Raw genomic sequence first — 23,588 nt, 5'->3', positions numbered from 1 at the left:
AGGCCTCCTCACCGCACCAACGCAGGAACTAGCGGTCCTGCGCTTCCGCCAGGAAGTCCGCTCGTAGTGCATGGGCTATTCAGCGATCCCGCGTTCCCACGAACCTCGATCTGTGCGTCGTCCTGTGGACCCGTCAGTGGATGGAGCATGAAAATGCACATGTAGTCGATGACGCGGTTCGCTTCGTCGATCACTGGTACAAGGGCCAATCTGCGGTTGGCGCCAAGTTGTCCGTGTTGTCCCGCTGCACCAGGCGTCGCGACGTCGTGAAAGCTGTTCAAGGCATTCCGGCGTCCGAAAACGATGAGGCTGCCCTCCTGAATGCTGCCGCCGTCATGGAAGCTGCCGTACGTGCGACGCTTCTCGCGAAAGTTCTGCGCAGACTCGTGCGACCCAGGCGCAGGGTCGCCTTCAAAGGCGTTCTGCGGCATGGCATTGCGCCAGTTGAGCGATGTATACGCGTACCCAGAAAAGTCGGGGCGGTTTACCGAAGGATCTTCGTTGTTGCGATAAATGCCGAAGCGATAGTTCCACGCTTCGTGGACCGACGCCTTGGCGCCGGGGGTGCCGAGTTCGTCGCCGACGCGAGTCTCGCAACGCCCCTCGATCAGTTGGTCGCGCGTCGAGCGCGCATTGGTCGATCCGTCCAGGTTGTACCAACCAAACTCACCGGGTCCTCCAAGGCGTGCTCCGTACACCGTGACCCACTGACCAACCAAGAAACCGTACAAGGGCCGGGAAGAGCCGGGCGCACGCTTCAGCGCCACAGGAATCGGGCATGTGGTTTGAGCGCTCACACGGGTCGCAACCGCACGTCCGCCCACCGTCCGTGTCTGCGGGAAAGCACTTGCATCGCGAACGAACATGCCCATCATGTGCAGCAGCCAGGTGCGTACGTTGCCGTGGCTGTGTGCGCATTCGACGTAGGTTGCCGCTAGTGGATCGGTTGTGACACCGTAGGCCTCATCGTAGAAGGTGAAGCTGGCCTCGGTCAGCTGCCCTTGCCCTGCCCAGTCGGCCGACTGAAGGTTGACAGGGTTTGCGTTACCGGCGGACATGCCCGCACTGAGTGCCCGCGTGATCGAGTTTGCCTGCGCATCCAATTCCTGAGCCGCGGCTAGGGCACAGCTGTCCAGCGCGGTCTGCAATTCGGTCCTGACGATGAACATACGTCCGAAGTCCAGCGCCAAACCCATGAAGCCGAAGAGGAAGAAGAGCAACATCGCAGCGGTGGGCAACACAGCGCCTTGCGATCCATGCGAAACACACGGTCGTCTGGTCATGGTCGCCCTCCGCTTCGATGTTTCAGCTGGGGAGCCGGACAGTTACTGAACTTCGCCGCCGCCGCCGCCGCCGCCGCCCCACGTGCAGTCGGCACCAGATAGGCACGCAGCGACCGCGTCAGCCATTTGCTGAAACTCTGCATCTGCAACGCCTGCCAACAGGACGATAAGAACGAGAGACACGACTGCAAGAATCAGTCCGTACTCGATAATTTGAGCGCCGTCCTCCTCTGCTACGAAAGAGTGCGACAGGTCGAGAAGTGTGTTCATGTAAATGCTCCAATAGAAAGGGAAGAACGCGATCGAAATCACTTGGGGTACGCTGTTGGCCTACTGCATATACGTCCTCCTTGTGTCTAACGATTGCCGCCGCCGCCGCCGCCGCCGCTACCGACTGCGCCGCCGATGTTGATAACGTTCACCACCGGAGGTGGGGCTTTGAAGCTATCGTGGTAGCGATCTGCCGCATGGCGGGCGGGCTTGCCATCAAAGGAGCGTATTGGCACTGCTGCAGCTGCAGCAGGGTTCAGCGTCATCGCGTGACGCGCTTGGCGCACCGCGTCGCCGAATCGCGCGTCGTACTGCGGCGTGCTGGAGGCGCAGCCCGACATCAGAACCACACCGAGCAGGGGGACTAGAAATAAAGAGATCGCGCGCATCGTCGGCTCCAACAAGCTAATCAAAGTGCGGGTGTTCACCGCCGCGATCCATGGCGAACGGCGGAAGCGGCACGGCGGTCGGGTAGCGGCCGGGTGGTGTTGCGCTCGCTACCACGAGGTCGGAGGCCATCGGCGCGTCACTCATCGGACGCGCTGGCGCCGGAGCGGGCCCTTCGAGCGTGCCCCGGTTCACGGGCACGTTCGGTTGCCCGGGAGGCGTCGGCATTGCAGGCGTACTCACTGGCAGGGGGTGAGTTGGTGGCGGCGGCGGGTGCCGACCTTCAGCTGCGCCATTCAGGATCACTTCGGCCCGGCTCGGCACGACGTGGTTGTCGGTCGGCACAGTGATAGGACCTGCAAGCGGCTTCACCAGGCGCGGCGTGATGACGAACATCAGCTCGGTCAGATCGTTCTGGAACTCCGTCGATCGAAAGAGCGCGCCAATTACAGGAGCCTCTCCCAGACCGGGGAACTTGTTCAGCGCCTCTGCTACATTGGTGCGAATCAAGCCCGCAACCGCGAAGCTTTGGCCGTCAGCCAACTGCACCGTTGTATCGACTCGGCGCGTGGTCATCGATGGCAAGACCGCGGTAACACCAGCCACCGTCGTGAACGGAGTGCCGGCTTGCGACAACTCCGACACTTCCGACGTGACCTTGAGATTGATGCGGCCATCAAGGACGGTCGGAGTAAACCTGAGTCCGACGCCGAACTCCTTCTCTTCCAGGGTAATCGTGGTGGCGCCCGCGGTCGTGTTCTGCGCTACGGGGATGAAGATCTTCCCGCCGGAGAGGAAGCTCGCAGCTTGTCCGCTGATGGCCATGATGTTGGGCTCAGCCAGCACTCGGAAAATGCCGTCTCGATTCTCTACATCGATGCCGAGCAGCGAGGCGCCGCGTGTGGCGTTTTGGACGAGTGCCGCGGCGGCCGCATTCGTCGGCGGCGAAATGCCCACGGTGGCGGCTCCGAGAAAGTTTCCATTACTGGCGTTGGGGCCGAATCGCCCGAGGGCGGCCGGGCTACCTCCGATGATTCCTTGGATGATGTTCGTTCGCCCACCCGAACTGACGGCTCGGGCAAAGTCCAGCCCGAAGCGGTCGAGCAGCGTCTTGCTCACCTCCGCGATCTTCACCTCCAGCATCACCTGCTGCGGTGCGCTCACGCGCATCAGGTTCACGATGCGCTTGTCGTCCCCGTAGGCGGCGGCAACGCTCATGACCTGGTCCAGCGTGGCGGTGTCGGTGACATCGCCCGTGAGGATGATCGAGTTCTCCGCAGCCGCGACGCGCACGTTGTTCTCCCGCGGCATCAGCTCGCGCAGCTTGGCCTGCAGCGTGCCCGGGTCCGCCGTGATGATGATGTCGCGCACCACGCAGCGGCCCTCGCGGTCTTGAACGATGACGTTGGCCGAGCCCGGCCGTCGGCCCAGGATCAGCAGCTCGTTCGGGCTCAGGAGGGTGATCTCGGTTTCCGCGACGCCGTCTGATGCGCTACCCCGCTGCCCACCGGCACCGCGCGCGGCCTGGCCGCCACCTGCTGCTTCCTGCGGCGCAGCCCCTGTCGATGCAACAGAACTCGACGCGCGCCCGCCGCCAATCAGACGAATCGCGGGCGCCGGCAGCTGCACCACGCGCGACTTGCCAAGCTCCATGGTCAGCGGGTCCGCAGTCGTGACGGACGTGCAGGCCAGGCGCGGCAGGTTGTCTTGCACCTGCGGTGCGGGTGCGGTGGCTGGCGTTTGCACTGCAGGACGCGAGGCCGTGGCAGCAGGCCGCGTGCGCCCCTGCTGCTGCTGCTGCGTCTGGCTGGCGGCGTGGTCCGCGAACAGGGCGGAGCTCATCGCGGTGGCAACCAGGGCGGCCTGGAGTGCGGGCTTGCGGCGAAAGTGGTGCACGTTACGGTCTCCCTGAGCGTTGAACTTGTTCTTGTTGCGCCGTTGGCTGCCCGCCCGCTCAGAAGCAGGAGATGCTGCGCTGGCCGTGCGAGATCACTTCCACGCAGTCGCGGCGCAGCGTGGGTGCGGGCGGAGGCGGCGCCGCGGGCCTGGACACCACCCGCACCACCGGCTTGGCGGGCGGTGCAGGCAACGGCGGCTTCTTGAAGCCGAACAGCTGCTCGCGCGTGATGCCCTTGGTGTCCGCGCTTTCGCGATCGAGCTGGTTGCGCAGTACCAGTGAGAGGCTCCCGACATTGCGCGCCAGGTCGAGCTTCTCAGCCTCCTCCGGCGAGAGCTCGAGCGTCACTGCGCTCACCACCTTCGGCTTGGTGTCGTCGCGGCTGGCTTCCTGCGCGATGGCGAGCACCAGCACCTGCTCGAGTACGGTCACGCTGATTTCGGTCTCTTCGCCGCCGTTGCCGGCACGCGATCCCTTGCGCGCATTCACCATCACGTCCACATAGTTGCCCGGCAACGCGAATCCCGCGACGCCCACCACGTCGTTCACCCGCACCGTCATCGCCCGCTTGCCTTCGGCGATCACCGCGGAGAGGCCGCCCTTGGTGCCGGGCGGCGCGAGCTTGCGCTCGAGGATGGTGTCGCCGCGCGGAATGGTCGTCTTCACGACGCGGTCCTGCAGCTTGGCGAGGTCGGAGAACGCGCCCGGAGGCACGGAGCCGGCGGGCCACTCGACGATCGTGAGCATCTGCGGGTTGATGCGGCTTCCCAGTTCGATGTCCACCGCCGCGACGGCCACCTTGGTGGAGGCGAAGGTGCCGCGTTGCGCGACCCATCTCGTCGCATAGAACGCGGCTGCGAGGCCGAGCAGCACCGCCAGCAGCAGCAGGAACAGGGCTTTGAGGTTGCGCATTCGGATCTCCTTGCCAATCTGCGGGTTCGCGAAGTTCGTTCGTGCGGGGTGAAATCTGGTGGGGCGCTTCGCATGCGTGGTGCCGTCGGTGCTACGCGTACCCGAGCTGTCGCAGCGCGAGGTAGGCCAGCGTTCCAGCGCAGATGCTCACGCCGTACGGAAGCTTGCCTACCGCAGGAGCCGCGGGGTTGGGTCGCCAGAGTGGAACGCCTCGCAGGACGGCGGAATACGCAAGGTCACGCAGGTTGCGCGCCATCTGCCCCGTGGCGCGATGCGCGAGGGCGAAGTAGAGGGCGAACACGCCGCCCACGATGCCCGTGAGCAGGATGGCCTTGAAGGCGGCGGCCGCGCCGAGGAAGGCGCCGGTCATCGCAATGAGCTTCACGTCGCCCGCGCCCATCGCGCGCAGAAGCCACAGCGGCAGGAAGAGGGCGAGGCCGAGGCCCAGGCCACCGAGCGCCGTGAGCAGCCCATCGATCGGGTCGGCGCCGCTGGCGACATTCCACAACATTCCTAAGCACATGCCGCCTACGGTGAGCCAGTTGGGAATGCGCATCGTGCGCCAGTCGATCCAGGCCGCCAGGAGCAGCAGCGCGATGAGCGCGCCGATTCCGGGGTTCCAGGGCAGCGAGGCCAATGACCAGGAAGGGTTCATGAGCACGAATCTAAAAACAGGAGCGATCGCAGCCAATGGGATTCGCGTCCCGAGTTGCGTGGTAGACGCGTAGACCGCATGCGTGACATCGCCATGACAAACGCCCTACCAGCGTCCAGGCGTGAGGGGCGAGACGGTATGCCGGTGCAGGCGCAGCGCGACGCCTTGGCTGCGTGTGCCGCGAGCCTGGATTCGCAGCACCTGCGCCAGCACGCGCACGCGCACGCCGCCCGGAGGCCAGGCAAGGTCCAGCGCAATCCAGGAGTCGATGCGCACGCTGCGCGGCACCAGCAGGTACAGGCCGTGACACGAGGCGTTCACCGTGCGCGCGCGGCTGCCATCGGCCAGCCTCAGCAGCAGGCAAAGTGCCTCACGGGGTTCGCAGCGGCGGTCAAAGTGCAGCACGCTCGCACTGTCAGTTTGGGTGCGGTGCTGCGTATAGGGCACATGCATTCATTTGCGGTGGTGCATGTGTCACATCGGCCATGGGAGCAGTGCCGCTCAGTCTCATTGCTGTAACGCGGCAATTCCAAGTTCCTGGAAGTGCCGCAAGCAGATGTAAGAAAACCTCGCATGATGCAGCGGCGTGCATAGCATTCGTGCTGTCGCAATTCCAGGAGTGTCACGATGTCTTCCCGCGATGACTGCATCCGAGTCGCACTCATCGCTCCACAAATGACGTGTTGGGGCTTACAACAAGTGGTCCAGTCAGCGACCCGAATGGAGTGGGCCGGAAGCTCTCCCACCTTGTCGGCGGCTTTGCAGGGGACGGGCGCCGCCTCGGCGGCCGACGTCGTCGTGGTGGACTTCGATGACCCGGCGGAATTGCCTGCTCTGTTGCAGTTCGTCTCGGTGACGGCGGCTCGCGTCGTCGTGCTCACGGGGCTGGCCGACCAGGCGAGCCTGGATCAGGCGGTGCTGCAGGGCCTCAAGGGCGTGGTGCGCAAGACCGAGCCGCCGTCGGTCCTGCTCAAGGCAATAGAGAAAGTCCACGGCGGAGAGCTGTGGATCGATCGCAGCTCCACCGGCCGCATCTTCATGGAAATGATGCGCTACAAGGCCGGCCGTACGGACGACCCCGAGCTCGCCCGGATAGCGACCCTCACGCACCGCGAGCGCCAGGCCATCGCTGCGCTGGCGGCGGACACGTCGGCGCCGGGCAAGGTCATCGCGAGCCGCCTGTGCATCAGCGAGCACACCTTGCGCAACCACCTCAGTGCGATCTACAGCAAGCTCGATCTGGCGAACCGGCTGGACCTCTACGCTTTCGCGACCCGGCATCAGCTCGACAAGCCTTCGGCCTGAGGCGCAGGGCGTTGTCCTGCATGCGCCTACAGCCGGGCCGCGCAAGCTCAGCGCGCTATCTGTCGTTCTGTTTGACTGCGCCTGACGGCGGCTCAGGGCAGTACGAGCATGCGCAACGCGTGCAGCCGCATGGCGACCCCGGTGCGGTGGCCTGCCGGTTCGATGCGTAGCGTCTGCGCGAAGGCGCGAAAGCGCAGGCCAAGCCGGCGCACCGTCAGCTCGAGTGACACCCACGGCGCGATCGGGGCGCCACTGTCCACCAGCACGTAAATGCCGCCGGCGCTGATGTCGCGTGTATGCGCGGTGCTGCCATCGACCCAGGTCAAGGGGACGGACAGCACTTCGCGCGCTTGAGCGCGGCGTTCGGTGGAGCTGGGCACCCGGTGAGTGTGGTGCCGACCCGATTCGGGTCAACCGACGAAAGCTGTGAGGCGGGTGAGCCAAAGCTCCGGGGGAGCTTGACGGCGTCTGTTCTGAACTTTGTCGCGAATTTCGCCTGCGCGTGCGTAAGCGCTTGCAAGGGCACTGGCTTGGGAGCAGTGCGGCTCCATACCATCTCGGCCCCATTTCAATAAACGAGGCGAGGCGAGTATGCAAACTGCAGCAGGTGGTCCCATTAGGGTTGCCCTGGTAGCTCCTCCCGTCATGTGCTGGGCACTTCAGCAGTTGATGGGATCTTCCGAGCGGATGGACCTGGTTGGATCGGCGGGCGATCTCCCGGCCGCCCGCCGGATATTGGCCGCGCTTTCCGCCGATGTGGTGGTGGTCGATGCCGACGGCTGTGGTGAAGTAGGCGATCTCGTCGAGTTCGTATCCGAGCGGCGCACGAGCGTGGTGGTGTTCACCAGCGCGCCCGATCTCGGCAGCCTCGACAGCGCGGTACTGTCCGGGCTGCGGGGCATCGTGCGCAAGAGCGAGTCGCCGGCGGTCCTGCTCAATGCCGTCGAGAAGGTGCACCAGGGCGAGCTCTGGATTGACCGCAGCGCCACCAGCCGGATGTTCATGCAATTGGCCCGGCAGAAGGCTGCCGAGAAGAACGACCCGGACCGTGCACGGGTGTCCCTCCTGACGCAGCGCGAGCGGCAGGCCATCGCCGCCCTGGCGGCCGATACGTCGGCGCCGGCCAAGGTGATCGCGAGCCGCCTGTGCATCAGCGAGCACACCCTGCGCAACCACCTCACATCGATCTACAGCAAGCTGCACCTGACCAACCGGCTGGACCTGTACGCGTACGCGACGCGGCACCACCTGGACAAGCTGGCCGGTTGAGCGCCCCCTGAGGGCGTGTTCGCAGCACGCGGCCCCCTACGGGCCGCGCACCACGGTGCGGCAGCTCAGCTGCGCGGCGGCTCAGCGGCTCAGCGGGCGCTCGGGAACGTCGGCGGAATTCGATCGATCTTCAACGCGGCCTCGATCGCTCGCGAACACCGGGCGGGCAGCCGGTTGCGCAGAAGGAATTCCGCGGGACGAGTGGCGGCAGGACGTCCGTACCTGCCATTTCGGGATGAAGCTCCTGCCCTCCCGGGGCATGCAAGCAAGGCGCTTCTTGCCACAATTGATTCCACGCAGCACGGGCGCCGAGGGCGCACTGCAGGCGCAATTAGTGGAGGCACGGAGCTATGAAAGTGGTCTTGTTCTGCGGTGGTCAGGGACTGCGCATGCGCGATGCGGAGAACGTGCCCAAGCCGATGGTTCACCTCGGCGCGCGCCCGCTCCTGTGGCACGTCATGAAGTACTACGCGCACTATGGGCACAAGGATTTCATTCTTTGCCTGGGGCACAAGGCCGAAGCCATCAAGAGCTACTTCCTCAACTACAACGAGTGCTTGTCCAACGACTTCGTGCTCAGTGCGGGCGCGCGGAACGTCGAATTGGTCGGATCGGACATCCACGACTGGCGCATCACCTTCGCCGACACCGGGCTGCATACGAACATCGGCCAGCGCCTGAAGGCGGTCGAGAAGTACCTGCAGGGCGAGACCGAATTCCTGGCGAACTACACCGATGGACTTTCGGATCTCTCGCTGCCTGCGCAGCTCGAGCACTTCCACCGCAACGGCAAGATCGCGAGCTTCCTGTGCGTGCGCCCGAACCTCAGCTATCACCTCGTGACGCTGCCCGCCGGCGAGAGCCTGGTGCAGGACATCCATCCGATCGACAACGGGGAGGTGCGCGTCAATGGCGGCTTCTTCATCTTCCGGCGCGAGATCTTCGAGTACCTGCGCGAAGGCGACGAACTGGTGGAGGCGCCGTTCCAGCGGCTGATTCGGGAGCGGCAGCTTCTGGGGTATAGCCACGACGGCTACTGGGCCTGCATGGACACCTTCAAGGACAAGCAGCAGCTGGAGCGCCACCTTTCCTCGGGCGCCGCGCCGTGGGAGGTCTGGAAGCGTCCGGCGCTCCACTGATCCGCCAGGATGGCTGCGCGCCCATGCTGCCCCTGAACTTCGCAGGAGATCCTTCGGCGCATCGCACCATCGTGTGCCTGGGTGCGCATGCCGACGATATCGAGATCGGCTGCGGCGCGACGTTGCTGCGCCTGCTGGCCGACTGCCGCGGCGTCGAAGTGGTGTGGGTCGTCTTCAGCGCGCTCGGCGAGCGTGAGCGGGAGGCGCGCGAAGGTGCGTCCCGCTTCCTGCACGGCGCGGCTCGCCAGCATGTGCGGCTGTTCCGCTTCCGCGACGGGCACTTCCCCTGGCAAGGCGCCGAGATCAAGGAAAGCCTGGAAGCGCTGAAGCGCGAGTTCCCCGAGCCGGACCTGGTCTTCACCCACTTGCGCGGAGACCGGCACCAGGACCACCGCACGATCGCCGAACTGACCTGGAACACCTGGCGCAGGCACATGATCCTGGAGTACGAGGTGCCCAAGTACGACGGCGACCTCGGCGCGCCGAACTGCTTCGTTCCGGTGAGCCGCGAGGTGATCGGGTTCAAGGCGCGCACGATATGCGACGTGTTCCGCAGCGAGGCGCACAAGGGCTGGATGACGGCCGAAACCTTCGAGGCGCTCGCTCGCATCCGCGGCATCGAATGCGCCGCCGCCGAGGGCTGGGCCGAGGCCTTCCATTGCCGCAAGTTCATCCTCCAGGGACAGCCCTGAGCCATGGGGCAGGCCGCGCCGAAGATCGTCTTCGTGGTGATGTCGGCGGTGAGCCGCGCCGATACGGTCGATCAGCTCGCACGCGCGCTCGCGCCGCACCCGGTGCTGGTGCACCACGATTTTTCCCAGACGCCGGTGTTCCCGCTCACGGCGCCGAACGCCCGCTTCGTTCCGGCCCCCGAGCGCACCGGCTGGGCGGTGTTCGGGTTCTGCAGGGGCATCATCCATTCGCTGCGCACCGCGCTGGCGACGATGGAGTTCGACTACCTGCAGACACTGAGCCCGAGTTGCCTGCCGATTCGGCCGATGCGGGACTTCGAAGCCCATGTCGCGGGGCCGCACGACGCGCACTTCGCTGCCATCGACCTGCTGGCGGACCGCGACGCCCTGATGTCGGTCGGATACCGTGCGTTCACGCCCGAGCACACGCTGCGCCACCGCATCTTGCGGCGGCTGTGCGCGATGTACTTCGGCCAAGGCACCGGCAGGCGCGAGGAGGAGGGCGTCTGGCTGCGAAGTGGCCGAACGCCGGGCGCGTTGGCCTGGCTTGCGCTCGTTGCCACAAAGGCGGCGTCCTGGCCCTGGTGCGGTCGCCACCCGTTCGGGGCACGCCTGCGCCCGTACTACGGCACGTCCTGGTTCGGGGCGCGCCGCGCGGTCGTCGCGGGGCTGGTCGATCTCTACGAGCCGCCGGAGCTTCGTGCCTGGTTCAGTCGGCTGCGGATCGCCGACGAGTTCCTGTTCCCGACGCTGCTGATGCATCTGTGCCCGCGCAAGGGCCCGCTGAACCACTTTGTACAGACCTACGACGAGGCGCATCCAGGCATCCTGTGCGAACAGGACTTCGCGCGGCTGCGTCGATCGGGCGCGTGGTTCGCCCGCAAGTTCCCCGACGATCCCACCGCCCCCGTGCGCCTGGCGGCTCTGCGGGAGTTGGCGGGCGTGGCTCGGTTGGAGGAGGGCGTGCTCGCGGCGCGCTGAACCGGCTGCCCACAGGGCGCAAGCGTCAGGCCGGCGCGAGCAGGTCGTGCGCGGCGAGTCGCCTGGCTGCCTCCGCGACCACGGCGAACGGGAGGTCGGCACGTTGCGCGATCGACAAAAGGTCGTGGTCGCCGTCGGAGAGGTTCAGCACCCACAGCATGGCCAGCTCCTGCTGGCGGATGTCCGTGCCACCGAGCCCGCTGTAGAGACCCCGTCGCCCCAGCTGGGGTTCACATTTGGGGTTCAGGTTCCGGAAGGTCCGGTTGTGCTCGAGTACCTGGAACACGGCGAGCAGCACGGCCAGCGATTCCTCCAGCGACCGCGGCGCCACGAAGTCGAGGTCGTCCAGGGACGTGTGGTACTGCGGGAAACGCCCGTGCTCGCTGCGCATCAGGCAACCCACCGGCAGGTTGAAGCCCGGCGAGTTGTACTGCCGCTCGTCGTAGCCGTAAGGCGAGAAGTCAAGCGTCCGGTGCGCCGTTCCCGTGTGTCGCAGTACGTGCTCGACTGCCGCATCGACAGGCGCGTTGCCGCGCCGGCTTCGCTTGTAGGTGAAGCCACCGCGGTCGCCCAGGCAGGTGAGAACGAGGCCATGGCGGATCGACCCCACGCGGTCTTCGTTGCGACTGAGCCAGGTGATCGCGCCGATGGTGCCCGGAAGGAAGACGAAGCGGAAGCTATGGCGCGGCCGGGCCTGTGCCAGTGCGCGCGCTGCGAAAACCGCCACCGCGATACCCGAGAGGTTGTCGTCGCACAGCGAAGGATGGCAGGCATGGCAGGAGATCAGCACTTCGTCGGGGCCGCTGCCGGGCACCAGACATTCACCATAGCTGAGGTGTCCGTCGTGCAGGTCGGCGTCGATGCATACCTCGTACTCGCCCTCGGGCATCTGCTCGAGCTGCCGGTGCGCCAGGCAGAAGCCCCAGCTCTCCTTGTAGTACGAGGTGCGGTAGGGGATCGCGTCGGGCTGGTCTGGCAGGGTGTGCAGATGCGGTCGCAGCTCGGCCAGGGTCATGCGCGCGCGAACGGGCACGCTGTAGTTGACGACGTGCAGGTTGTGGCGCTGGAAGTCGATCACGCGGCGGCCGGCTGCGTCGCGCACCCAGGCGTCGCGGATGGTCCACTCGCGGGGAACCGTCCAGTCGAACACACGCGTGCCGCTGGGCACCTCATGCACGACGAGCGGAATCTCCCGTGCAATCCGCGCCAGCGTCTGGCGCAGCCCCGCGCCGGTGATGCTGCGGCAGATCGGATAGAGCTCGGCGATCAGCGCGTGCATCGCCACGCCGGCGCCGGGCACGCCGATCACTCGAGCACCTCCACTTCCGGTATGAACACGACCAGGCGTCCGCCCCAGTTGCGCACGTACGCCAGCTGCTGCTGGATCTCGTCTTTCAGGTTCCACGGCATGACGACCACGAAGTCGGGCCTCGATTCGCGAATGCGCTCCGGCGGGAAGACGGGGATGTGCGTGCCCGGCAGGTACTTGCCGTGCTTGTAGGGGTTGCGGTCCACCACGTAGTCGATGAAGTCGGTGCGGATTCCGCAGTAGTTCAGCAGCGTGTTGCCCTTGCCGGGCGCACCGTAGCCGACGACCGAGCGCCCGCGCGCCTTCGCGTCGATCAGGAACTGCAGGATCTGCCGCTTGGTGGCCTGCACCTTCTGCGCGAACGATGCGTAGGTGCTCAGGCGCGCGAAGCCTTGCTTTTCTTCGCGCCAGGCCAGCTCATGCACCCGATCGCAGATCGGGCGCGACGCGTCTTCCTCGTGGCACACATGCAGGCGCAGCGAGCCGCCATGGGTTGCGAGCTCCTCCACATCGAACACGGTGAGGCCGAAGCCCGCGAGCAGCCGGCGGGCGGTGAGGAAGGAGAAGTACGAAAAATGCTCGTGGTAGATGGTGTCGAACTGGTTGCCTTCGATCAGCCGCGCAAGATGAGGGAACTCGATGGTTGCGATCCCGCCCGGCTTGATCAGGAGCTTCATGCCGGCCACGAAGCTGCGCACATCGGGGACGTGCGCCAGCACGTTGTTGGCGACCAGGAGGTCGGCCTGTACCTCCTGGGCCACCAGCTCCTGCGCGAGTTCGCGCCCGAAGAACTTGGTGACCGTCGGAATGCCCTTGCGAAGTGCCTCCCGCGCGACGTTCAGGGCGGGCTCGATGCCGAGCACGGGAATGTCCAGGGCGGCGAAGTACTGCAGCAGGTAGCCGTCGTTGCTCGCGAGTTCGATGACCCGGCTTTTCGCGCCCAGGTGCAGTTCCCTGGTCATGGTCTCGGCATGGGCCTTCGCGTGGGCCAGCCAGCTGTCCGAGTAGGACGAGAAGTACGCGTACTCGGAAAAGATGTGCTCGGGCCGTATGTACTCGTCCAGCTGCACCAGCAGGCAGTGCTCGCAGACGAAGACGTGCAGCGGATAGAACGGCTCCATGGCGTGCAGCTGGTCCGCCGCAACGATCGCCTCGCATGCGGGCGACATGCCAAGGTCCACGAAGGTTCGGTGAAGGAGGGTGCCGCAGGCGCGGCAGGATGGAGCATGGCTCGCGGATGTGCTCATCGTCATCTGATTCCTCGCTGTGCGGGTGCTGCCTGCCGTCTCGAGCGGGCACCAGGGCAGTGTGCGATTGGGCGCCGTGGGCCGCCATAGGACCGTTCTACCGGGTGTGCCGAAGCACCGCCGGTGCCCGAGGGCTCGCCCGATCGCGCCGAAGGGGGTTCCATCGGCGTGTCCTTGCGTGGCTGGAGGCAGGGCGCTGCTGCCCCATGCATCGGGCCGCGCGTTCGCTCGCCCGGCATAAAGGCAAGCAGCCCGCGCATCTCAGCGCCGGCCGAACACGACGCGGCTTGGTGCGCCGATCAGGTGGCGTTCCGCGCCGTCTTCCAGGGCCCTGGCGTAGATCTCCAACGCCCCATCGACGGCCTCGATCGTGCGGTCGATGTCGGCGTCCGTGTGCGCGTAGCTAACCACGAACGACGGTGCGATGACACCTCGCGCGATGAGCTCCTGCATGAACAGCGTGCGCAGCGCCTGCGAGGGCTGGCCGTCTGGGCCGGTGGTGGCGTAGAGCAGATTGCAGCTGCGACCCAGCACCTTGAAATGACCATCGACGCCGCGGCGGCGTGCAACGTTTCCCACGCCCTCGGCCAGGCGCTTGCCTTGCCGGTGGAGATGCTCCACCACCGGCTCGGTGCGGTAGATGCGCATGGTCGCAAGCGCCGCGGCCAGGCCGGTCGTTTCCGCTCCATGCGTCGTGGACAGCAGGAACACATCGTCGCACGGACGCTCGCGGCTGCCGAGCCGCATGAGCTCACGACTGCCGCACAGCGCCGAGACGGAAAAACCGTTCGCGAGCGCCTTGCCGAAGGTGGACAGGTCGGGGGTTACGCCGTATTCGGCCTGCGCCCCGCCCAGGTTCCAGCGGAAGCCGGTGATCATCTCGTCGAAGATAAGTACCGCACCTTCCTGCCGGCAAATGGCTTGCAGCCCCTGCAGGAAACCCGCAGCGGGCTCGTCGGTGCGCGCAGCTTCCAGCACCACGGCGGCGATCTTCCCGGGATGGGCCTGGAAGAGGGCGCGCACGCTGTCGAGTGCGTTGTAGCGAAAGGTCAGGGTCTCCTGTTGCTCCGGGATGCCGCCGTGCATCGAGGTGGTCCGGATGAACCAATCGTCGTACGAGAAGAACGGGTGTTCGGCTGCGATGGCCACGAGCGTGCGCCCCGTGTGCTTGCGCGCGAGCTTCACGGCGGCGGAGACGGCGGTGGAGCCGTCCTTGGTGAACTTCACCATCTCCGCGCCGGGAACGATGTCGAGGAATGCTTCGGCGCACTCGAGTTCCTTGATCGATGGCCGGGTGAAGTTGGTGCCGAGCGGAAGGGCAGCGGCCACCGCTTCGATGACGCGCGGCTCTGCGTGTCCCAGGGTGACGGATCGCAGGCCCATGCCGTACTCGATGAACTCGTTGCCGTCCGCATCCCACACGCGGCACCCGTGTCCGCGGGCCAACAGGCCCGGTGCGCGCTCGGGAAACTGGTCGTCTCCTTTTGCGTAGGTGTGCGAGCCGCCCGGCACGATGCGCTGCAGTCGCGACATCATGGCCTTGGAAAGATGGAACCTGTCGTTCCCGTGCGGAAGGTTTCTCATCAAGACTCCTGCTGCGGCACCGGCGTGGTTTCCCGGCCGTTGTTCGATGGTGCGCATGCCGGCGGCGGGCAGTCAAGATGCTCCGGGTCTCGGCTGCGTGCCATTCGCTGCGGTGGGCCGGAAAGTACCCTGCGTGTCCGTGGCAATGAACCATCGGCGCGCAGGACACATCTCCCATGCGGCGTCGCTTCATGCGCGCGCTGAGCGAACTCGAATATCTGCTTGCTGCAGTTGAAGAAGCCGCCGTTGACACGGATGTCACCGTTGTCGATCGGACGGATGCCGCCTACCAGGGTGCCACCCGGTTGCATCGACACAAACGTCACTCAGGTTAGGGCGAACGCCGAGGCGGCTGGCGAGCTGACGGCTGGCCGAAAGTCATCCAGTCGGGCCGGACGCGGCAAGTCAGTGAGTCCGTCGCTGTAGTTGGCTGACCTGGGAAGCACCGTGGAGCTGCGTTCGATAGCGGCCGCGCGCTGTCGGTGTTTAAGAGCGTACCTAAAACACTGCGGTGACTACTCTGCGAAAGCGACGCGATGCAGACGCTGACGACCGTCTAGCGATGGGCGAAGCCGTTAATTAAGTCGCGCAGCTTCGATTTGAATTCGGCGAAATGTCCGCTTCGCAGCATCGCCGCCGCACGCACAAGCTTTCCTTGCCAGAAGTCCAGAAAGAGGCGGGAAAAGAATGGTGCGCCATGCCCCCGCGTCATCCAGCGCGCCTGCCTCCAGAACGCGTACTTGTGAACGTCGGACATTTGCCCTTTGCGCACACGCGCCGCTCCCCAGGAGTCGTCCACGTAAAGAATCGCGAACAGCTTGCTGATCCGGATGAAGAGGTCCCAGTCGCAAACATGCATATAGCGCTCCTGGAACGTGCCCACGCACTCGACAGCTTCACGGCGAATGAAGGCGGTCTGACTCGGAATCCAGTTGCGTTCATCGACCAGATCGCGAAAGCTCGCCTGCTTGCTGCGTAGCCGCTCGATTTCGACGCTGTTCTCATCGACCGAAAGGAAGTTGCAGTAAACGATCGCGATATCCTTGTTCTGCTTCAGCGCGTTGACGGCTTTCGTGACCGCACCAGGCAACAGGTAATCATCCGCGCACAGGATGGAAACGATGTCGCCCTTGGCAATCATGATGCCCATGTTCATCTTTCCCGTGAGATCCGGTGGCGCCGGGCGGATCAGCCGCACTGACGGAAACCGCTCGAGGATCTCCGGGGTTTGATCGGTAGACCATGAGTCAAGGACGATGTGCTCGATTCGTGGGTAGTCCTGAACCTGGACGCTGCGCAGCGTCTCCTCGATGAATCTGCCCGTGTTGTACGACGGTGTGATGATGGATACGAGCGGAGTCTCCGGCAGCGGTTTCATGCGGGCTTCGTCCGTAGGTTCTTCGAAGGCATGTCAGCGGGCCTGACCATCGAGGTGCACAAGGAGCTGCAACGCCGCGCTCGCCATTCAGGTCTCCGGCAAAGCTGATTTCACGCTAACGGACCGCGAAGGTAGGCGAGCTGCTGCATTCTCCAAGCATCCACGGTAGCCGAGATTGCGCAAGCATACGGTCGGCCGCACAGGAACGAGTCGAACCAGCACAAAGATGCTATGCAATGGGGACAAACCTCCCCTTCGCTCTGAGGGGAGCTTGGACGAATCCGGACCATACTGTCCCAGCACTGTCGATAGTCCCTCTCGGCTGCGATCGAAGCTTAGGACATGGCAAGGAATAAGATCGTCCTCTACGGCCATTTCGGGGCTGGAAATATCGGCAACGACAGTACCCTGGAGGCGGTCTTGCAGTACCTCAGGAGGTATCCGCGTCCTTCGGAGGTGATATGTGTTTGCAGTGGTCCCGACGAGATCGGGAAACGCTTCGGCATCAAGACGTTGCCAATCAGTGGCGGTGCTGAAGTCCAGACGAGCCAGCACCGGTCGCTTGTCGTTCACAAGGTCATTCGCCTTTTCGATGAGCTCAGGTTCTGGCTTGAATACCCCCGATGGTTCGAGGAAGGCGATAAGTTCATCGTGGTCGGCACGGGTGCAGCCGACGATCTGGGGGTGATTCGCCCTTGGAATGCGCCCTACGAGCTTTATAAGTGGTGCAAGGCAGCCAAGATGGGCGGCGCCCAGGTCGTGTTCTTGAGTGTAGGTGTCGGCCCCATCGTGAACAGGATGAGCAGAGTGCTCATGCTCGGTGCCTTGCGAATGGCCCACTACCGCTCCTATCGGGAAACGGCAGCGTTCGACTACCTGCGCCGTTGCGGTTTTGACACCACCGAGGACAGGCTCTACCCGGATCTCGCTTTCAGTCTGGTCAAGGAACTGCCACGAGGGCCCCAAGCGGATACGCAGCGCGTGGTCGTAGGCCTTGGATTGATCAACTATCGTGGCTGGCACTTTCATCGACGCAATAGTGACGTTGTCTACGAACGCTATATCGCCGAGATCAAGCGGTTTGTCGGGTGGCTGCTGCAAAGGGGTACTTCAGTAAGGCTATTCTCGGGAGATCTCTTGGATCTCCCGGTCGTTCATGAGATCAAGCGGCATTTCGATGCAGTCCGCTACTCTCCTGATGGCGGGTCACTCATTTCCGAACCTGTCCTGACCATCGATGACCTACTCGCGCAAATAGCTCAGACGGATATCGTCGTGGCAAGCCGGTTCCACAATGTGTTGAGCGCACTGCTCGTGGGTGTTCCCGTCATTTCCCTGGGGTACCACGACAAGAACAGGAATCTGATGGGTGCGATGGGACTCGAGAAATACTGCCAGGACATCGAGCGATTCACTTTCGAGCACTTGGTCCGACAGTTCGAGTCTTATGGAGCGGAGCGGGAGCAAGCAATCCAGCGCATTCACAAGCGAAGAGAGGAATACCGGTGTTTGCTGGACGAGCAGTATCGAATCGTCCTCGGCCAGTGTGGGCGGGCCGCGTCCAACGCAGAATCACCGGTCACTGAGGCATTCTGAATAAGCGGCCTCAAGTCCGCTTACGTGTCGCTGGAGGGTGGGCGGATCACGCCAGAACTGCTCATATGCGTGGGCGCCCATGGTGGCGGCGAGGCTGGGGTCCCCGGCGAGCGCGCGCAGTTTGTCCGTCAGATCAGCCTCGTCCCCGCAGCGAAACCAAAGGCCTGTCTTGCCGTCCACCACACGGTCGCGCGCTGCACTGCCATCCGAGACGATAGCGGGCACTCCTAACGCGGCCGCTTCGTCCACCACCATTCCTTGCGTTTCGTACCACAGCGACGGAAGCACAAGCGCGCGAGCGCGAGCTATCTCCAGCTGTGCCTCGGGTGCGTTCAGCCATCCAGTTACTGCTGCAGCGGGGTTGGCCTTTAGAACGGCTCCTCGCAACGGGCCGTCTCCGACGAAGCGCGTCGGCACGCCAAGCGCGCCCGTGGCGCGTGCGAAGAGCTCTACGCCCTTCTCCGGAGAGAGGCGGCCGACGCAGACGAAGTGGTCGCCCGGTGCACGATCCTTCAGCTGCGGCCTGCGGATCACGATGGGGTTGGGCACATGGTGAATGCGTGCGTCTGAGGGTAAGTACGGCTGAAGGATGTCGGTGCTGAACGTGCTCACCGCGATGAAATGCCTGAGGCCACCGGGAAAACGCGAGACCCGCTGCTGTACGACTTGCCGGGCGACTCGCCAGAGTTTGCGAGGGTAGGATCGTGAATCGCAGTGGGTACCTAGGCAACTCATGCCCAGTGGCGCCTTGTCACAGCTGCGGTTGGACTGGTAGTTGAAGAAGCCGCCATTGGGACAAGCCGAAAAGTACTCATGCAGTGTGGCTATTGCGGGGAATTTCTGGGCAGCCACCTGTGCAATGACGCTGGGCGATAGCGCCTTTGTCCATCCGTGAAAATGGACCACCGTGTCGCGGGCCGGTAGGCGCTCAAGCAGTTCGCCCATCCTCACTTGCGCCGTTCGGTTCCAGATACCCTGGAGGGCGGCGGCAGCTGGTGACGGGTTGGACACCAGGTCCGGCTGGTTGGTGCAGATCAACTGCACTCCGGGCATGGCTGCAATACCTCCCTGCTCCCCCGCCACCGCAGCGAAGACGATGACGCGGTGACCTCGCTCAGCCAGCGCGCATGCGCTGGATAGCGCGACCATGCCCGCCCCGCCGTTGACGAATGCGAAGTCATTCACAATCACAACATGCATGCACTACCTCATATAGTTCGATGGGAATAGCTGCCTGCAAGGGACCCGCCTGGCTGCGAGCACACGCGTTCGGCCCTGCTTGGCCTCCAACCCCAATAGCGCGTGCCAGCACCTCAACGTCCGACACACAGCGGAGTGCCAGATGTGCGAGTGCAGCCAAAGAACGTTCACGGGCATGTGGATGTGGTGCTTCTCGGGGCTTCGGTCGCATTCGGACACACATTGCAAGCGCCAGACAGAGCGCGCTGTCATGGAACACGTAGGAAAAGCCTCCTCAAGATGTCCCACGATCGGGCCACCGCTGTCGATGATGGCCTGAGCTCTCGCCGCTCGAGGGTGCGGGAGGCTCCGTCCGCCTGGGCCTGTGCCCATCGCTATCCAACGGGTGACAAACCACCCATTGCAAACACGCGCAGCTGTCATCAAATGGAGACGCCGATTCACTAGGTAATCAAAGAGGCTCATGTGCTCACTCAGCGCATCCGCTGCCGCCGTGTCGCCATCGACGCGACAGGTCAGGAAAGCAGACGCTTTGCAGGCGCGCGATGTTGTTCGCGCTTCACGGCCCGAGATGCTGACCTGAATACAGCAGATGTGCGTGCGATGTCCGGTCGCGAAAAACGAGCGGCCTTATGAGCGTGGTTCTGAAAAGCGTGCAGTCGAGCCCGGCCAGGCGAGAGCGTCCGCAGTTGCACACGTACCAGGGCCAAGAGTTGGTGGACCGCCTGTTGCGCTGGCTGCTGTGCGTCTTTGTTGCAACGTTCGTTCTGGAGGCGCCGCTGCGTTGGGCGCTCGTGGTGTGGGGCTTCCCGAATGCGCTATACCTGCGCGACGTCATTCCCATAGGATCGTTGACACTGCTCCTGTTCCGCCCGCTTCTCACACGCCGTTGGATCGATCCGCTCATTACTGTTCCCCTATGTCTCCTCGGCATACATGGAGCCGTGGGGTTGGCGTTGGGGGTGGCACCCATACAGGTTGCCCTCGGCTTCAAGCTCTTCATGTACCCGTTATACGGGATCGCAATGTGGCCGCTCCTTGCCGATCATTGGACGACTGTCCTGCGCGCATCGGCGGTCGCGTTCGCCGTAACCCTATTCGGGGTGATCCTGAACTTCTTTCTCGGTCCGATGCTTTGGGATGGAATGGAGTACGACACCATCTTCGGCACGGTTTCGGCTTCGCGCCAGTGGTGGATATCTGGCGGAATCCCCCGGCTCGCCGGGCTTGCGCGCGCCTCGTTCAATGCGGCGATGATCATTGGAATTACTGGCCTCTTATGCATGGTCTGGCTGCGCCCGCCCTGGCTCCGCCTGCTGATTGCTGTCCTTGCGGTTGCGGGTATCGCTGCGACTACGAGCAAGGGCATGCTGCTAGCGTTTCCGATTGCAGCGGTTTGGCTGTTGTTCGATGGGCGCTTCGCCCATATCTTGTTGGGCCGCATGCTCGTTTATGTGCTCTGCAGCGTCAGCCTCGCTCTGCCGATTGGGGTCGTCCTTCTGGAACTCGGCTCGGGCTTGGCGCCCGTCGGATTCCCAAACTTCCTTTTCTCGGTCTGGGAGCGCTTCAGCTGGATGTGGCCAAGCGCATTCGACCTTCTGCCGAAGGGTGTCGGCTGGGTTTTGGGCGGAGGGCTCGGTAGCATTGGTACGCCACAGCTTTTTGGCCCGGAGCCACACCGGTTCAACGCCGCGGATAGCCTCGCAGTATTGCTGCTGGTGAACTTTGGGGTCGCTGGCACGCTGTACTTCCTGCTTCCGGCCTGCACTCTGCGTCGTGTCACGCAGGTCGCGCACCCTGACCAGGCGAAAGCGTTCATAGCCTTGCTGATAGTGACGTACGGGTACGGCTTTTCGATCTCGATGGTCGAAGAGCCTTTCTTCGCCCTTTGCATCGGCCTCGCGCTTGGAATGGCCGCGAATCCCGGGTTGACGGCACAAAGAAGAAACACGCGAGTTCCGGAGCGACGCGGGTCCTCCTCGCCGGACCCGTCAGCTCGTGCGACTATCTCTTGAAGACAAAATACTCTTAAAGACCCGGACTGATCGGCACGATTGCAAATCGAACACCACCACACGCCGCCCGTTTGCGACCCGCACGAATTCCATCAAGTGGCGGAAGATCGTGAGAATAGAGCTGCTCCCGTACAGTCCCCTGTGGCTATGGACAAGGTCGATTGTGGCCGGACGGGGCTGCCGACAGATGCTCTGTCCGGCTTGATATTGCTGCACCAGCCAATCTCTCCAAGGCGCTGCGGTCTCGTAGTCTGAATCATCGGGTTGCTATTCCTGAGGCGGCGCGGCTGCGCCCGGCCCTCTTTCCTGTGCAATAAGCGCGGTCCCGAAATCGAGTCCTTGCGAAGGAATTTCGTTCTTGTACCAGGCGCGCTGGGTTTCCCGAATCTTGTAATCAAACAGCGTGGCCTTATGACCATAGAGAACCCGATCTCCGGATCCACTGGGGGTTGCCGCTCCTGCCGAAGCGCCCGACCGCGCGACCTCATGCTTCTGCGGAAGCGAAACGACACTTAGCAGGGTCAGGCACAGCCCGATCGCAAGCGACGCGATCATCCCATTGGCTAACCTTCTCGAGAGGGGCGTCCTCGCGAACAGCGCCGGCGCCAGCAGGATCAGCATGGGATAAAGAAGCCGCTCGCCCGGGTTGGCAATTCCCGCCGCGTTCGTCGGCATAATGAGGAATCCGACGAATAGTAGAAGGATTGCCAACGGTTCGCCGTCCTGCAGGGGTCGTGCAATTGCCCTGCGTAGCACCAGGACCACAGCGGCCAGAGCTAGCAAAGCGAATATCACGTTTGCGGCAAGCCCAACTGTCGGTATGACACTGGCAATCGTCGAATCGTCGGCCTGTCCTACCACGAGGTTCTGGTAAGCGCCCAGCTTCGTGATCGTGTAAGCCTTGTACATGAGAAACTGAACCACGCCATTGAGCTCCAGCGCATTGGTTACCGGGACAAACTTGTTGCTGGACAAATACACGGCGGTGAGTAGGCCGGTCGGGACCATCGCGAGGGCGAACACGCGGTGCTTTTTGCAAGCTAAGCTGTACGCACCCGCCGCGACGCAGAACGAGGCGAACACTAACCCGTGGGAGAAAAACAGCAGAACTGAAAAAAGGACGAGTATGCCTAAGTGCGTCCGCTGGTCTTTAGTTAAGCCAAGGTAAATGCAGAAGATCACCAGCCCTAACTGGTAGCCCATGTATCCGCTCCAGAAGCAGGATCCAACGACCGCGGCCACAGCTAGGTAGATGACCGCTTTCGGAGACAGCGCGTTGCGCCGAACAACGAGCCAGATCGCCCAGCCGGCGAGGGCGAGGTAGGCGGCGAGGAAGAGCTTGCTGGTCGCGAAGGGTGAAAACTTGATGAGGAGCGCGCTCAGGGCGAGTTGCGACAGCGCGTACGGTACCGGGTAGGTCCGTATGGAGAACGTATCCGACGGCTCCCCTGCGATCAGGCGATTGAAGATATGCGACTGGAAGATCCACTCGCCATAATCCTGTAGCGGCACATATTCGAGAATCAGGAGCGGGATGCCCACGCTTGCGAGAACGACCGCGATTCCTATCAAAGCGACAAGTGACGTCCCCTCACGGGTGGAGGGGTGCGGCGCCTTCCCGGTAGTCTGCGTCACGCTGATCATATGGACATCCTCTTAAAGATCGTCTTGGCGAACCTACTGGACGCATATCAGCCCGATCCGTCGAACCGGGATTGTCGAAAATCGGACCTGGGCGTCGTGGCTGCCCTCGCCGCTGCAGCTGGGGTCAATGCCGTTACGGTCTTCGCGCTCAACGAGCAGCCACTCCGATATCGGCACGCCGATGGCCGCAGCCCCGCCACCGACGCGGAGGATGTAGAGCGAAGCCAGGGCAATGATGTCCACCAGCATCTTGGGCTTGAGAAAGAACGTGTACGCGGTCGTCAGTCCGACGTAGAGGAGTAGGACGGCTGCAAACGGGGGCGTGATCACAGACGCGAGCGCCATTGCCGCGACAACGAACGCAATTGAGCCGGAATAGCCGCGAACATTGGCACAGAGCCGGCCGCCACTGGGCGGAGTTTCTTGGAAGGATGCCTTCGATCCGCCTCGTGATCTGCCATGTCATTCACGATGTAGACGCCGAAGCAGCGAAGGAAACAGGCAAAGAACGCGGCTACGGCGCGTGCAGCGGAAGCCGGTGCGAGCTGCTGCGCCGGAACCAATGGGACGAATACCGAATGGTTTTTGCCCATTGGTGGACGCGGATGAGCCTTGGCCACTGCTTTTTGGATCCGACGAAGCACGTTGATCAGGCGCGCCGGGCGAGTTGCTGCACCGCGAGGCGCCGCCTCGAGGAAGAGGTCAGAGCGCACCAGCGTCCTGTCAAGGTTCACCACCGATGGTTCTGCCGCTACGACGGGTGAGGTCGTCTCGGCGACTGCCGGAAGGCTGGTGATGGACGTCATCGCGGGGTCCGGCGCCGTG

Annotated in this window: 24 protein-coding genes; 8 read left to right on the top strand and 16 right to left on the bottom strand. The window is 63.8% G+C overall.

Translation table 11 applies throughout. The annotated features are described in order from the left end of the window. Nucleotides 1-8: 8 nt before the first annotated feature. From WG922_RS07140 to WG922_RS07110, 7 genes are all read right to left on the bottom strand, one after another. Nucleotides 9-1,283 carry a pilus assembly protein TadG-related protein gene (locus WG922_RS07140; RefSeq protein WP_340281676.1) on the bottom strand — a complete coding sequence of 425 codons (1,275 nt, stop codon included), beginning with the start codon at nt 1,281-1,283 and terminating at the stop codon, nt 9-11. Nucleotides 1,284-1,325: 42 nt separating this feature from the next. Beyond that, on the bottom strand, nt 1,326-1,553 hold the full coding sequence (locus WG922_RS07135) for a Flp family type IVb pilin (RefSeq protein WP_340281674.1): 228 nt from the start codon (nt 1,551-1,553) through the stop codon (nt 1,326-1,328). Nucleotides 1,554-1,639: 86 nt separating this feature from the next. Next, nucleotides 1,640-1,981 carry a hypothetical protein gene (locus WG922_RS07130; protein WP_340281672.1) on the bottom strand — a complete coding sequence of 114 codons (342 nt, stop codon included), beginning with the start codon at nt 1,979-1,981 and terminating at the stop codon, nt 1,640-1,642. Further along, nucleotides 1,959-3,836, bottom strand: a complete 1,878-nt coding sequence (locus WG922_RS07125; protein WP_340281670.1) for a type II and III secretion system protein family protein — start codon at nt 3,834-3,836, stop codon at nt 1,959-1,961. Before WG922_RS07125 ends, WG922_RS07130 begins: the two co-directional genes overlap by 23 nt. Nucleotides 3,837-3,894: 58 nt before the next feature. Further along, nucleotides 3,895-4,749 carry a Flp pilus assembly protein CpaB gene (gene cpaB, locus WG922_RS07120; protein ID WP_340281668.1) on the bottom strand — a complete coding sequence of 285 codons (855 nt, stop codon included), beginning with the start codon at nt 4,747-4,749 and terminating at the stop codon, nt 3,895-3,897. A gap of 91 nt (nt 4,750-4,840) precedes the next feature. Beyond that, complete coding sequence (locus tag WG922_RS07115; protein WP_340281665.1) at nt 4,841-5,404, bottom strand: A24 family peptidase; 564 nt, start codon at nt 5,402-5,404, stop codon at nt 4,841-4,843. A gap of 105 nt (nt 5,405-5,509) precedes the next feature. Further along, complete coding sequence (locus tag WG922_RS07110) at nt 5,510-5,809, bottom strand: PilZ domain-containing protein (RefSeq protein ID WP_340281663.1); 300 nt, start codon at nt 5,807-5,809, stop codon at nt 5,510-5,512. 342 nt (nt 5,810-6,151) lie between these two features. Between WG922_RS07110 and WG922_RS07105 the strand changes: the two genes are divergently transcribed. Further along, the gene (locus tag WG922_RS07105; RefSeq protein WP_340281661.1) at nt 6,152-6,709 is read left to right on the top strand and encodes a helix-turn-helix transcriptional regulator; all 558 of its coding nucleotides are present in this window, start codon (nt 6,152-6,154) and stop codon (nt 6,707-6,709) included. Nucleotides 6,710-6,801: 92 nt separating this feature from the next. Here WG922_RS07105 and WG922_RS07100 read toward each other — a convergent pair whose 3' ends face one another. Next, nucleotides 6,802-7,089, bottom strand: a complete 288-nt coding sequence (locus tag WG922_RS07100; protein ID WP_340281660.1) for a PilZ domain-containing protein — start codon at nt 7,087-7,089, stop codon at nt 6,802-6,804. Nucleotides 7,090-7,378: 289 nt separating this feature from the next. On the opposite strand from WG922_RS07100, the gene WG922_RS07095 reads away from it, so the two are divergent. The 4 genes from WG922_RS07095 to WG922_RS07080 all read left to right on the top strand — a co-directional run bounded on the left by WG922_RS07095 (nt 7,379) and on the right by WG922_RS07080 (nt 10,790). Next, a complete protein-coding gene (locus WG922_RS07095; protein WP_340281659.1) occupies nt 7,379-7,978 on the top strand; it encodes a helix-turn-helix transcriptional regulator in 600 nt (199 codons plus the stop codon). A 350-nt stretch (nt 7,979-8,328) separates the two neighbouring features. Beyond that, nucleotides 8,329-9,117, top strand: a complete 789-nt coding sequence (locus tag WG922_RS07090; RefSeq protein WP_340281657.1) for a glucose-1-phosphate cytidylyltransferase — start codon at nt 8,329-8,331, stop codon at nt 9,115-9,117. A gap of 23 nt (nt 9,118-9,140) precedes the next feature. After that, complete coding sequence (locus WG922_RS07085) at nt 9,141-9,809, top strand: PIG-L deacetylase family protein (RefSeq protein ID WP_340281656.1); 669 nt, start codon at nt 9,141-9,143, stop codon at nt 9,807-9,809. Between the two features lie 3 nt (nt 9,810-9,812). Further along, nucleotides 9,813-10,790, top strand: coding sequence for a hypothetical protein (locus WG922_RS07080; RefSeq protein WP_340281655.1), 978 nt, complete (start codon nt 9,813-9,815; stop codon nt 10,788-10,790). A 25-nt stretch (nt 10,791-10,815) separates the two neighbouring features. On the opposite strand, the gene WG922_RS07075 is transcribed toward WG922_RS07080, so the two are convergent. The 3 genes from WG922_RS07075 to WG922_RS07065 form a co-directional block, all read right to left on the bottom strand. Next, on the bottom strand, nt 10,816-12,099 hold the full coding sequence (locus tag WG922_RS07075; protein WP_340281654.1) for a DUF4910 domain-containing protein: 1,284 nt from the start codon (nt 12,097-12,099) through the stop codon (nt 10,816-10,818). Next, entirely contained in the window at nt 12,096-13,346 is a 1,251-nt protein-coding gene (locus WG922_RS07070) for a class I SAM-dependent methyltransferase (protein WP_340281652.1), read from the bottom strand. Before WG922_RS07070 ends, WG922_RS07075 begins: the two co-directional genes overlap by 4 nt. A gap of 261 nt (nt 13,347-13,607) precedes the next feature. Beyond that, nucleotides 13,608-14,930, bottom strand: a complete 1,323-nt coding sequence (locus WG922_RS07065) for a glutamate-1-semialdehyde 2,1-aminomutase (protein WP_340281651.1) — start codon at nt 14,928-14,930, stop codon at nt 13,608-13,610. Nucleotides 14,931-15,106: 176 nt separating this feature from the next. On the opposite strand from WG922_RS07065, the gene WG922_RS07060 reads away from it, so the two are divergent. After that, nucleotides 15,107-15,265 (top strand): hypothetical protein, encoded by a 159-nt coding sequence (locus WG922_RS07060; protein ID WP_340281650.1) that lies wholly within the window; start codon nt 15,107-15,109, stop codon nt 15,263-15,265. A gap of 221 nt (nt 15,266-15,486) precedes the next feature. On the opposite strand, the gene WG922_RS07055 is transcribed toward WG922_RS07060, so the two are convergent. Further along, nucleotides 15,487-16,308 (bottom strand): glycosyltransferase, encoded by an 822-nt coding sequence (locus WG922_RS07055; RefSeq protein ID WP_340281649.1) that lies wholly within the window; start codon nt 16,306-16,308, stop codon nt 15,487-15,489. Between the two features lie 342 nt (nt 16,309-16,650). Here WG922_RS07055 and WG922_RS07050 point away from each other — a divergent pair, with 342 nt between their 5' ends. Further along, entirely contained in the window at nt 16,651-17,904 is a 1,254-nt protein-coding gene (locus WG922_RS07050; RefSeq protein WP_340281648.1) for a polysaccharide pyruvyl transferase family protein, read from the top strand. Here the strand turns inward: WG922_RS07050 and WG922_RS07045 are convergent. Next, on the bottom strand, nt 17,881-19,104 hold the full coding sequence (locus WG922_RS07045; protein WP_340281646.1) for a glycosyltransferase family 4 protein: 1,224 nt from the start codon (nt 19,102-19,104) through the stop codon (nt 17,881-17,883). The genes WG922_RS07050 and WG922_RS07045 overlap by 24 nt on opposite strands. A gap of 632 nt (nt 19,105-19,736) precedes the next feature. On the opposite strand from WG922_RS07045, the gene WG922_RS07040 reads away from it, so the two are divergent. After that, complete coding sequence (locus tag WG922_RS07040; protein ID WP_340281644.1) at nt 19,737-21,119, top strand: hypothetical protein; 1,383 nt, start codon at nt 19,737-19,739, stop codon at nt 21,117-21,119. A gap of 267 nt (nt 21,120-21,386) precedes the next feature. Here WG922_RS07040 and WG922_RS07035 read toward each other — a convergent pair whose 3' ends face one another. From WG922_RS07035 to WG922_RS07025, 3 genes are read right to left on the bottom strand one after another with little or no spacing between them, the layout of a single operon-like run. Continuing rightward, nucleotides 21,387-22,763, bottom strand: a complete 1,377-nt coding sequence (locus WG922_RS07035) for a hypothetical protein (protein WP_340281642.1) — start codon at nt 22,761-22,763, stop codon at nt 21,387-21,389. 33 nt (nt 22,764-22,796) lie between these two features. Further along, nucleotides 22,797-23,093 (bottom strand): hypothetical protein, encoded by a 297-nt coding sequence (locus WG922_RS07030; RefSeq protein WP_340281641.1) that lies wholly within the window; start codon nt 23,091-23,093, stop codon nt 22,797-22,799. Continuing rightward, on the bottom strand, nt 23,090-23,569 hold the full coding sequence (locus tag WG922_RS07025) for a hypothetical protein (protein ID WP_340281639.1): 480 nt from the start codon (nt 23,567-23,569) through the stop codon (nt 23,090-23,092). Before WG922_RS07025 ends, WG922_RS07030 begins: the two co-directional genes overlap by 4 nt. Between the last annotated feature and the right edge of the window lie 19 nt (nt 23,570-23,588).

Origin of the sequence: Ramlibacter sp. AN1015 (genome assembly GCF_037726105.1) — a bacterium.
Classification (GTDB): domain Bacteria; phylum Pseudomonadota; class Gammaproteobacteria; order Burkholderiales; family Burkholderiaceae_C; genus Ramlibacter.
This window is presented reverse-complemented; position numbering and strand designations above follow the sequence as displayed.

What these genes read in the sequence shown, in the direction of transcription:
- WG922_RS07140 (WP_340281676.1), bottom strand. Translation starts at nt 1,283, where the DNA reads ATGACCAGACGACCGTGTGTTTCGCATGGATCGCAAGGCGCTGTGTTG.
- WG922_RS07135 (WP_340281674.1), bottom strand. Translation starts at nt 1,553, where the DNA reads ATGAACACACTTCTCGACCTGTCGCACTCTTTCGTAGCAGAGGAGGAC.
- cpaB (WP_340281668.1), bottom strand. Translation starts at nt 4,749, where the DNA reads ATGCGCAACCTCAAAGCCCTGTTCCTGCTGCTGCTGGCGGTGCTGCTC.
- WG922_RS07115 (WP_340281665.1), bottom strand. Translation starts at nt 5,404, where the DNA reads ATGAACCCTTCCTGGTCATTGGCCTCGCTGCCCTGGAACCCCGGAATC.
- WG922_RS07095 (WP_340281659.1), top strand. Translation starts at nt 7,379, where the DNA reads ATGGGATCTTCCGAGCGGATGGACCTGGTTGGATCGGCGGGCGATCTC.
- WG922_RS07090 (WP_340281657.1), top strand. Translation starts at nt 8,329, where the DNA reads ATGAAAGTGGTCTTGTTCTGCGGTGGTCAGGGACTGCGCATGCGCGAT.
- WG922_RS07085 (WP_340281656.1), top strand. Translation starts at nt 9,141, where the DNA reads ATGCTGCCCCTGAACTTCGCAGGAGATCCTTCGGCGCATCGCACCATC.
- WG922_RS07080 (WP_340281655.1), top strand. Translation starts at nt 9,813, where the DNA reads ATGGGGCAGGCCGCGCCGAAGATCGTCTTCGTGGTGATGTCGGCGGTG.
- WG922_RS07070 (WP_340281652.1), bottom strand. Translation starts at nt 13,346, where the DNA reads ATGAGCACATCCGCGAGCCATGCTCCATCCTGCCGCGCCTGCGGCACC.
- WG922_RS07065 (WP_340281651.1), bottom strand. Translation starts at nt 14,930, where the DNA reads ATGAGAAACCTTCCGCACGGGAACGACAGGTTCCATCTTTCCAAGGCC.
- WG922_RS07060 (WP_340281650.1), top strand. Translation starts at nt 15,107, where the DNA reads ATGCGGCGTCGCTTCATGCGCGCGCTGAGCGAACTCGAATATCTGCTT.
- WG922_RS07055 (WP_340281649.1), bottom strand. Translation starts at nt 16,308, where the DNA reads ATGAAACCGCTGCCGGAGACTCCGCTCGTATCCATCATCACACCGTCG.
- WG922_RS07050 (WP_340281648.1), top strand. Translation starts at nt 16,651, where the DNA reads ATGGCAAGGAATAAGATCGTCCTCTACGGCCATTTCGGGGCTGGAAAT.
- WG922_RS07045 (WP_340281646.1), bottom strand. Translation starts at nt 19,104, where the DNA reads ATGCATGTTGTGATTGTGAATGACTTCGCATTCGTCAACGGCGGGGCG.
- WG922_RS07040 (WP_340281644.1), top strand. Translation starts at nt 19,737, where the DNA reads ATGAGCGTGGTTCTGAAAAGCGTGCAGTCGAGCCCGGCCAGGCGAGAG.
- WG922_RS07035 (WP_340281642.1), bottom strand. Translation starts at nt 22,763, where the DNA reads ATGATCAGCGTGACGCAGACTACCGGGAAGGCGCCGCACCCCTCCACC.
- WG922_RS07025 (WP_340281639.1), bottom strand. Translation starts at nt 23,569, where the DNA reads ATGACGTCCATCACCAGCCTTCCGGCAGTCGCCGAGACGACCTCACCC.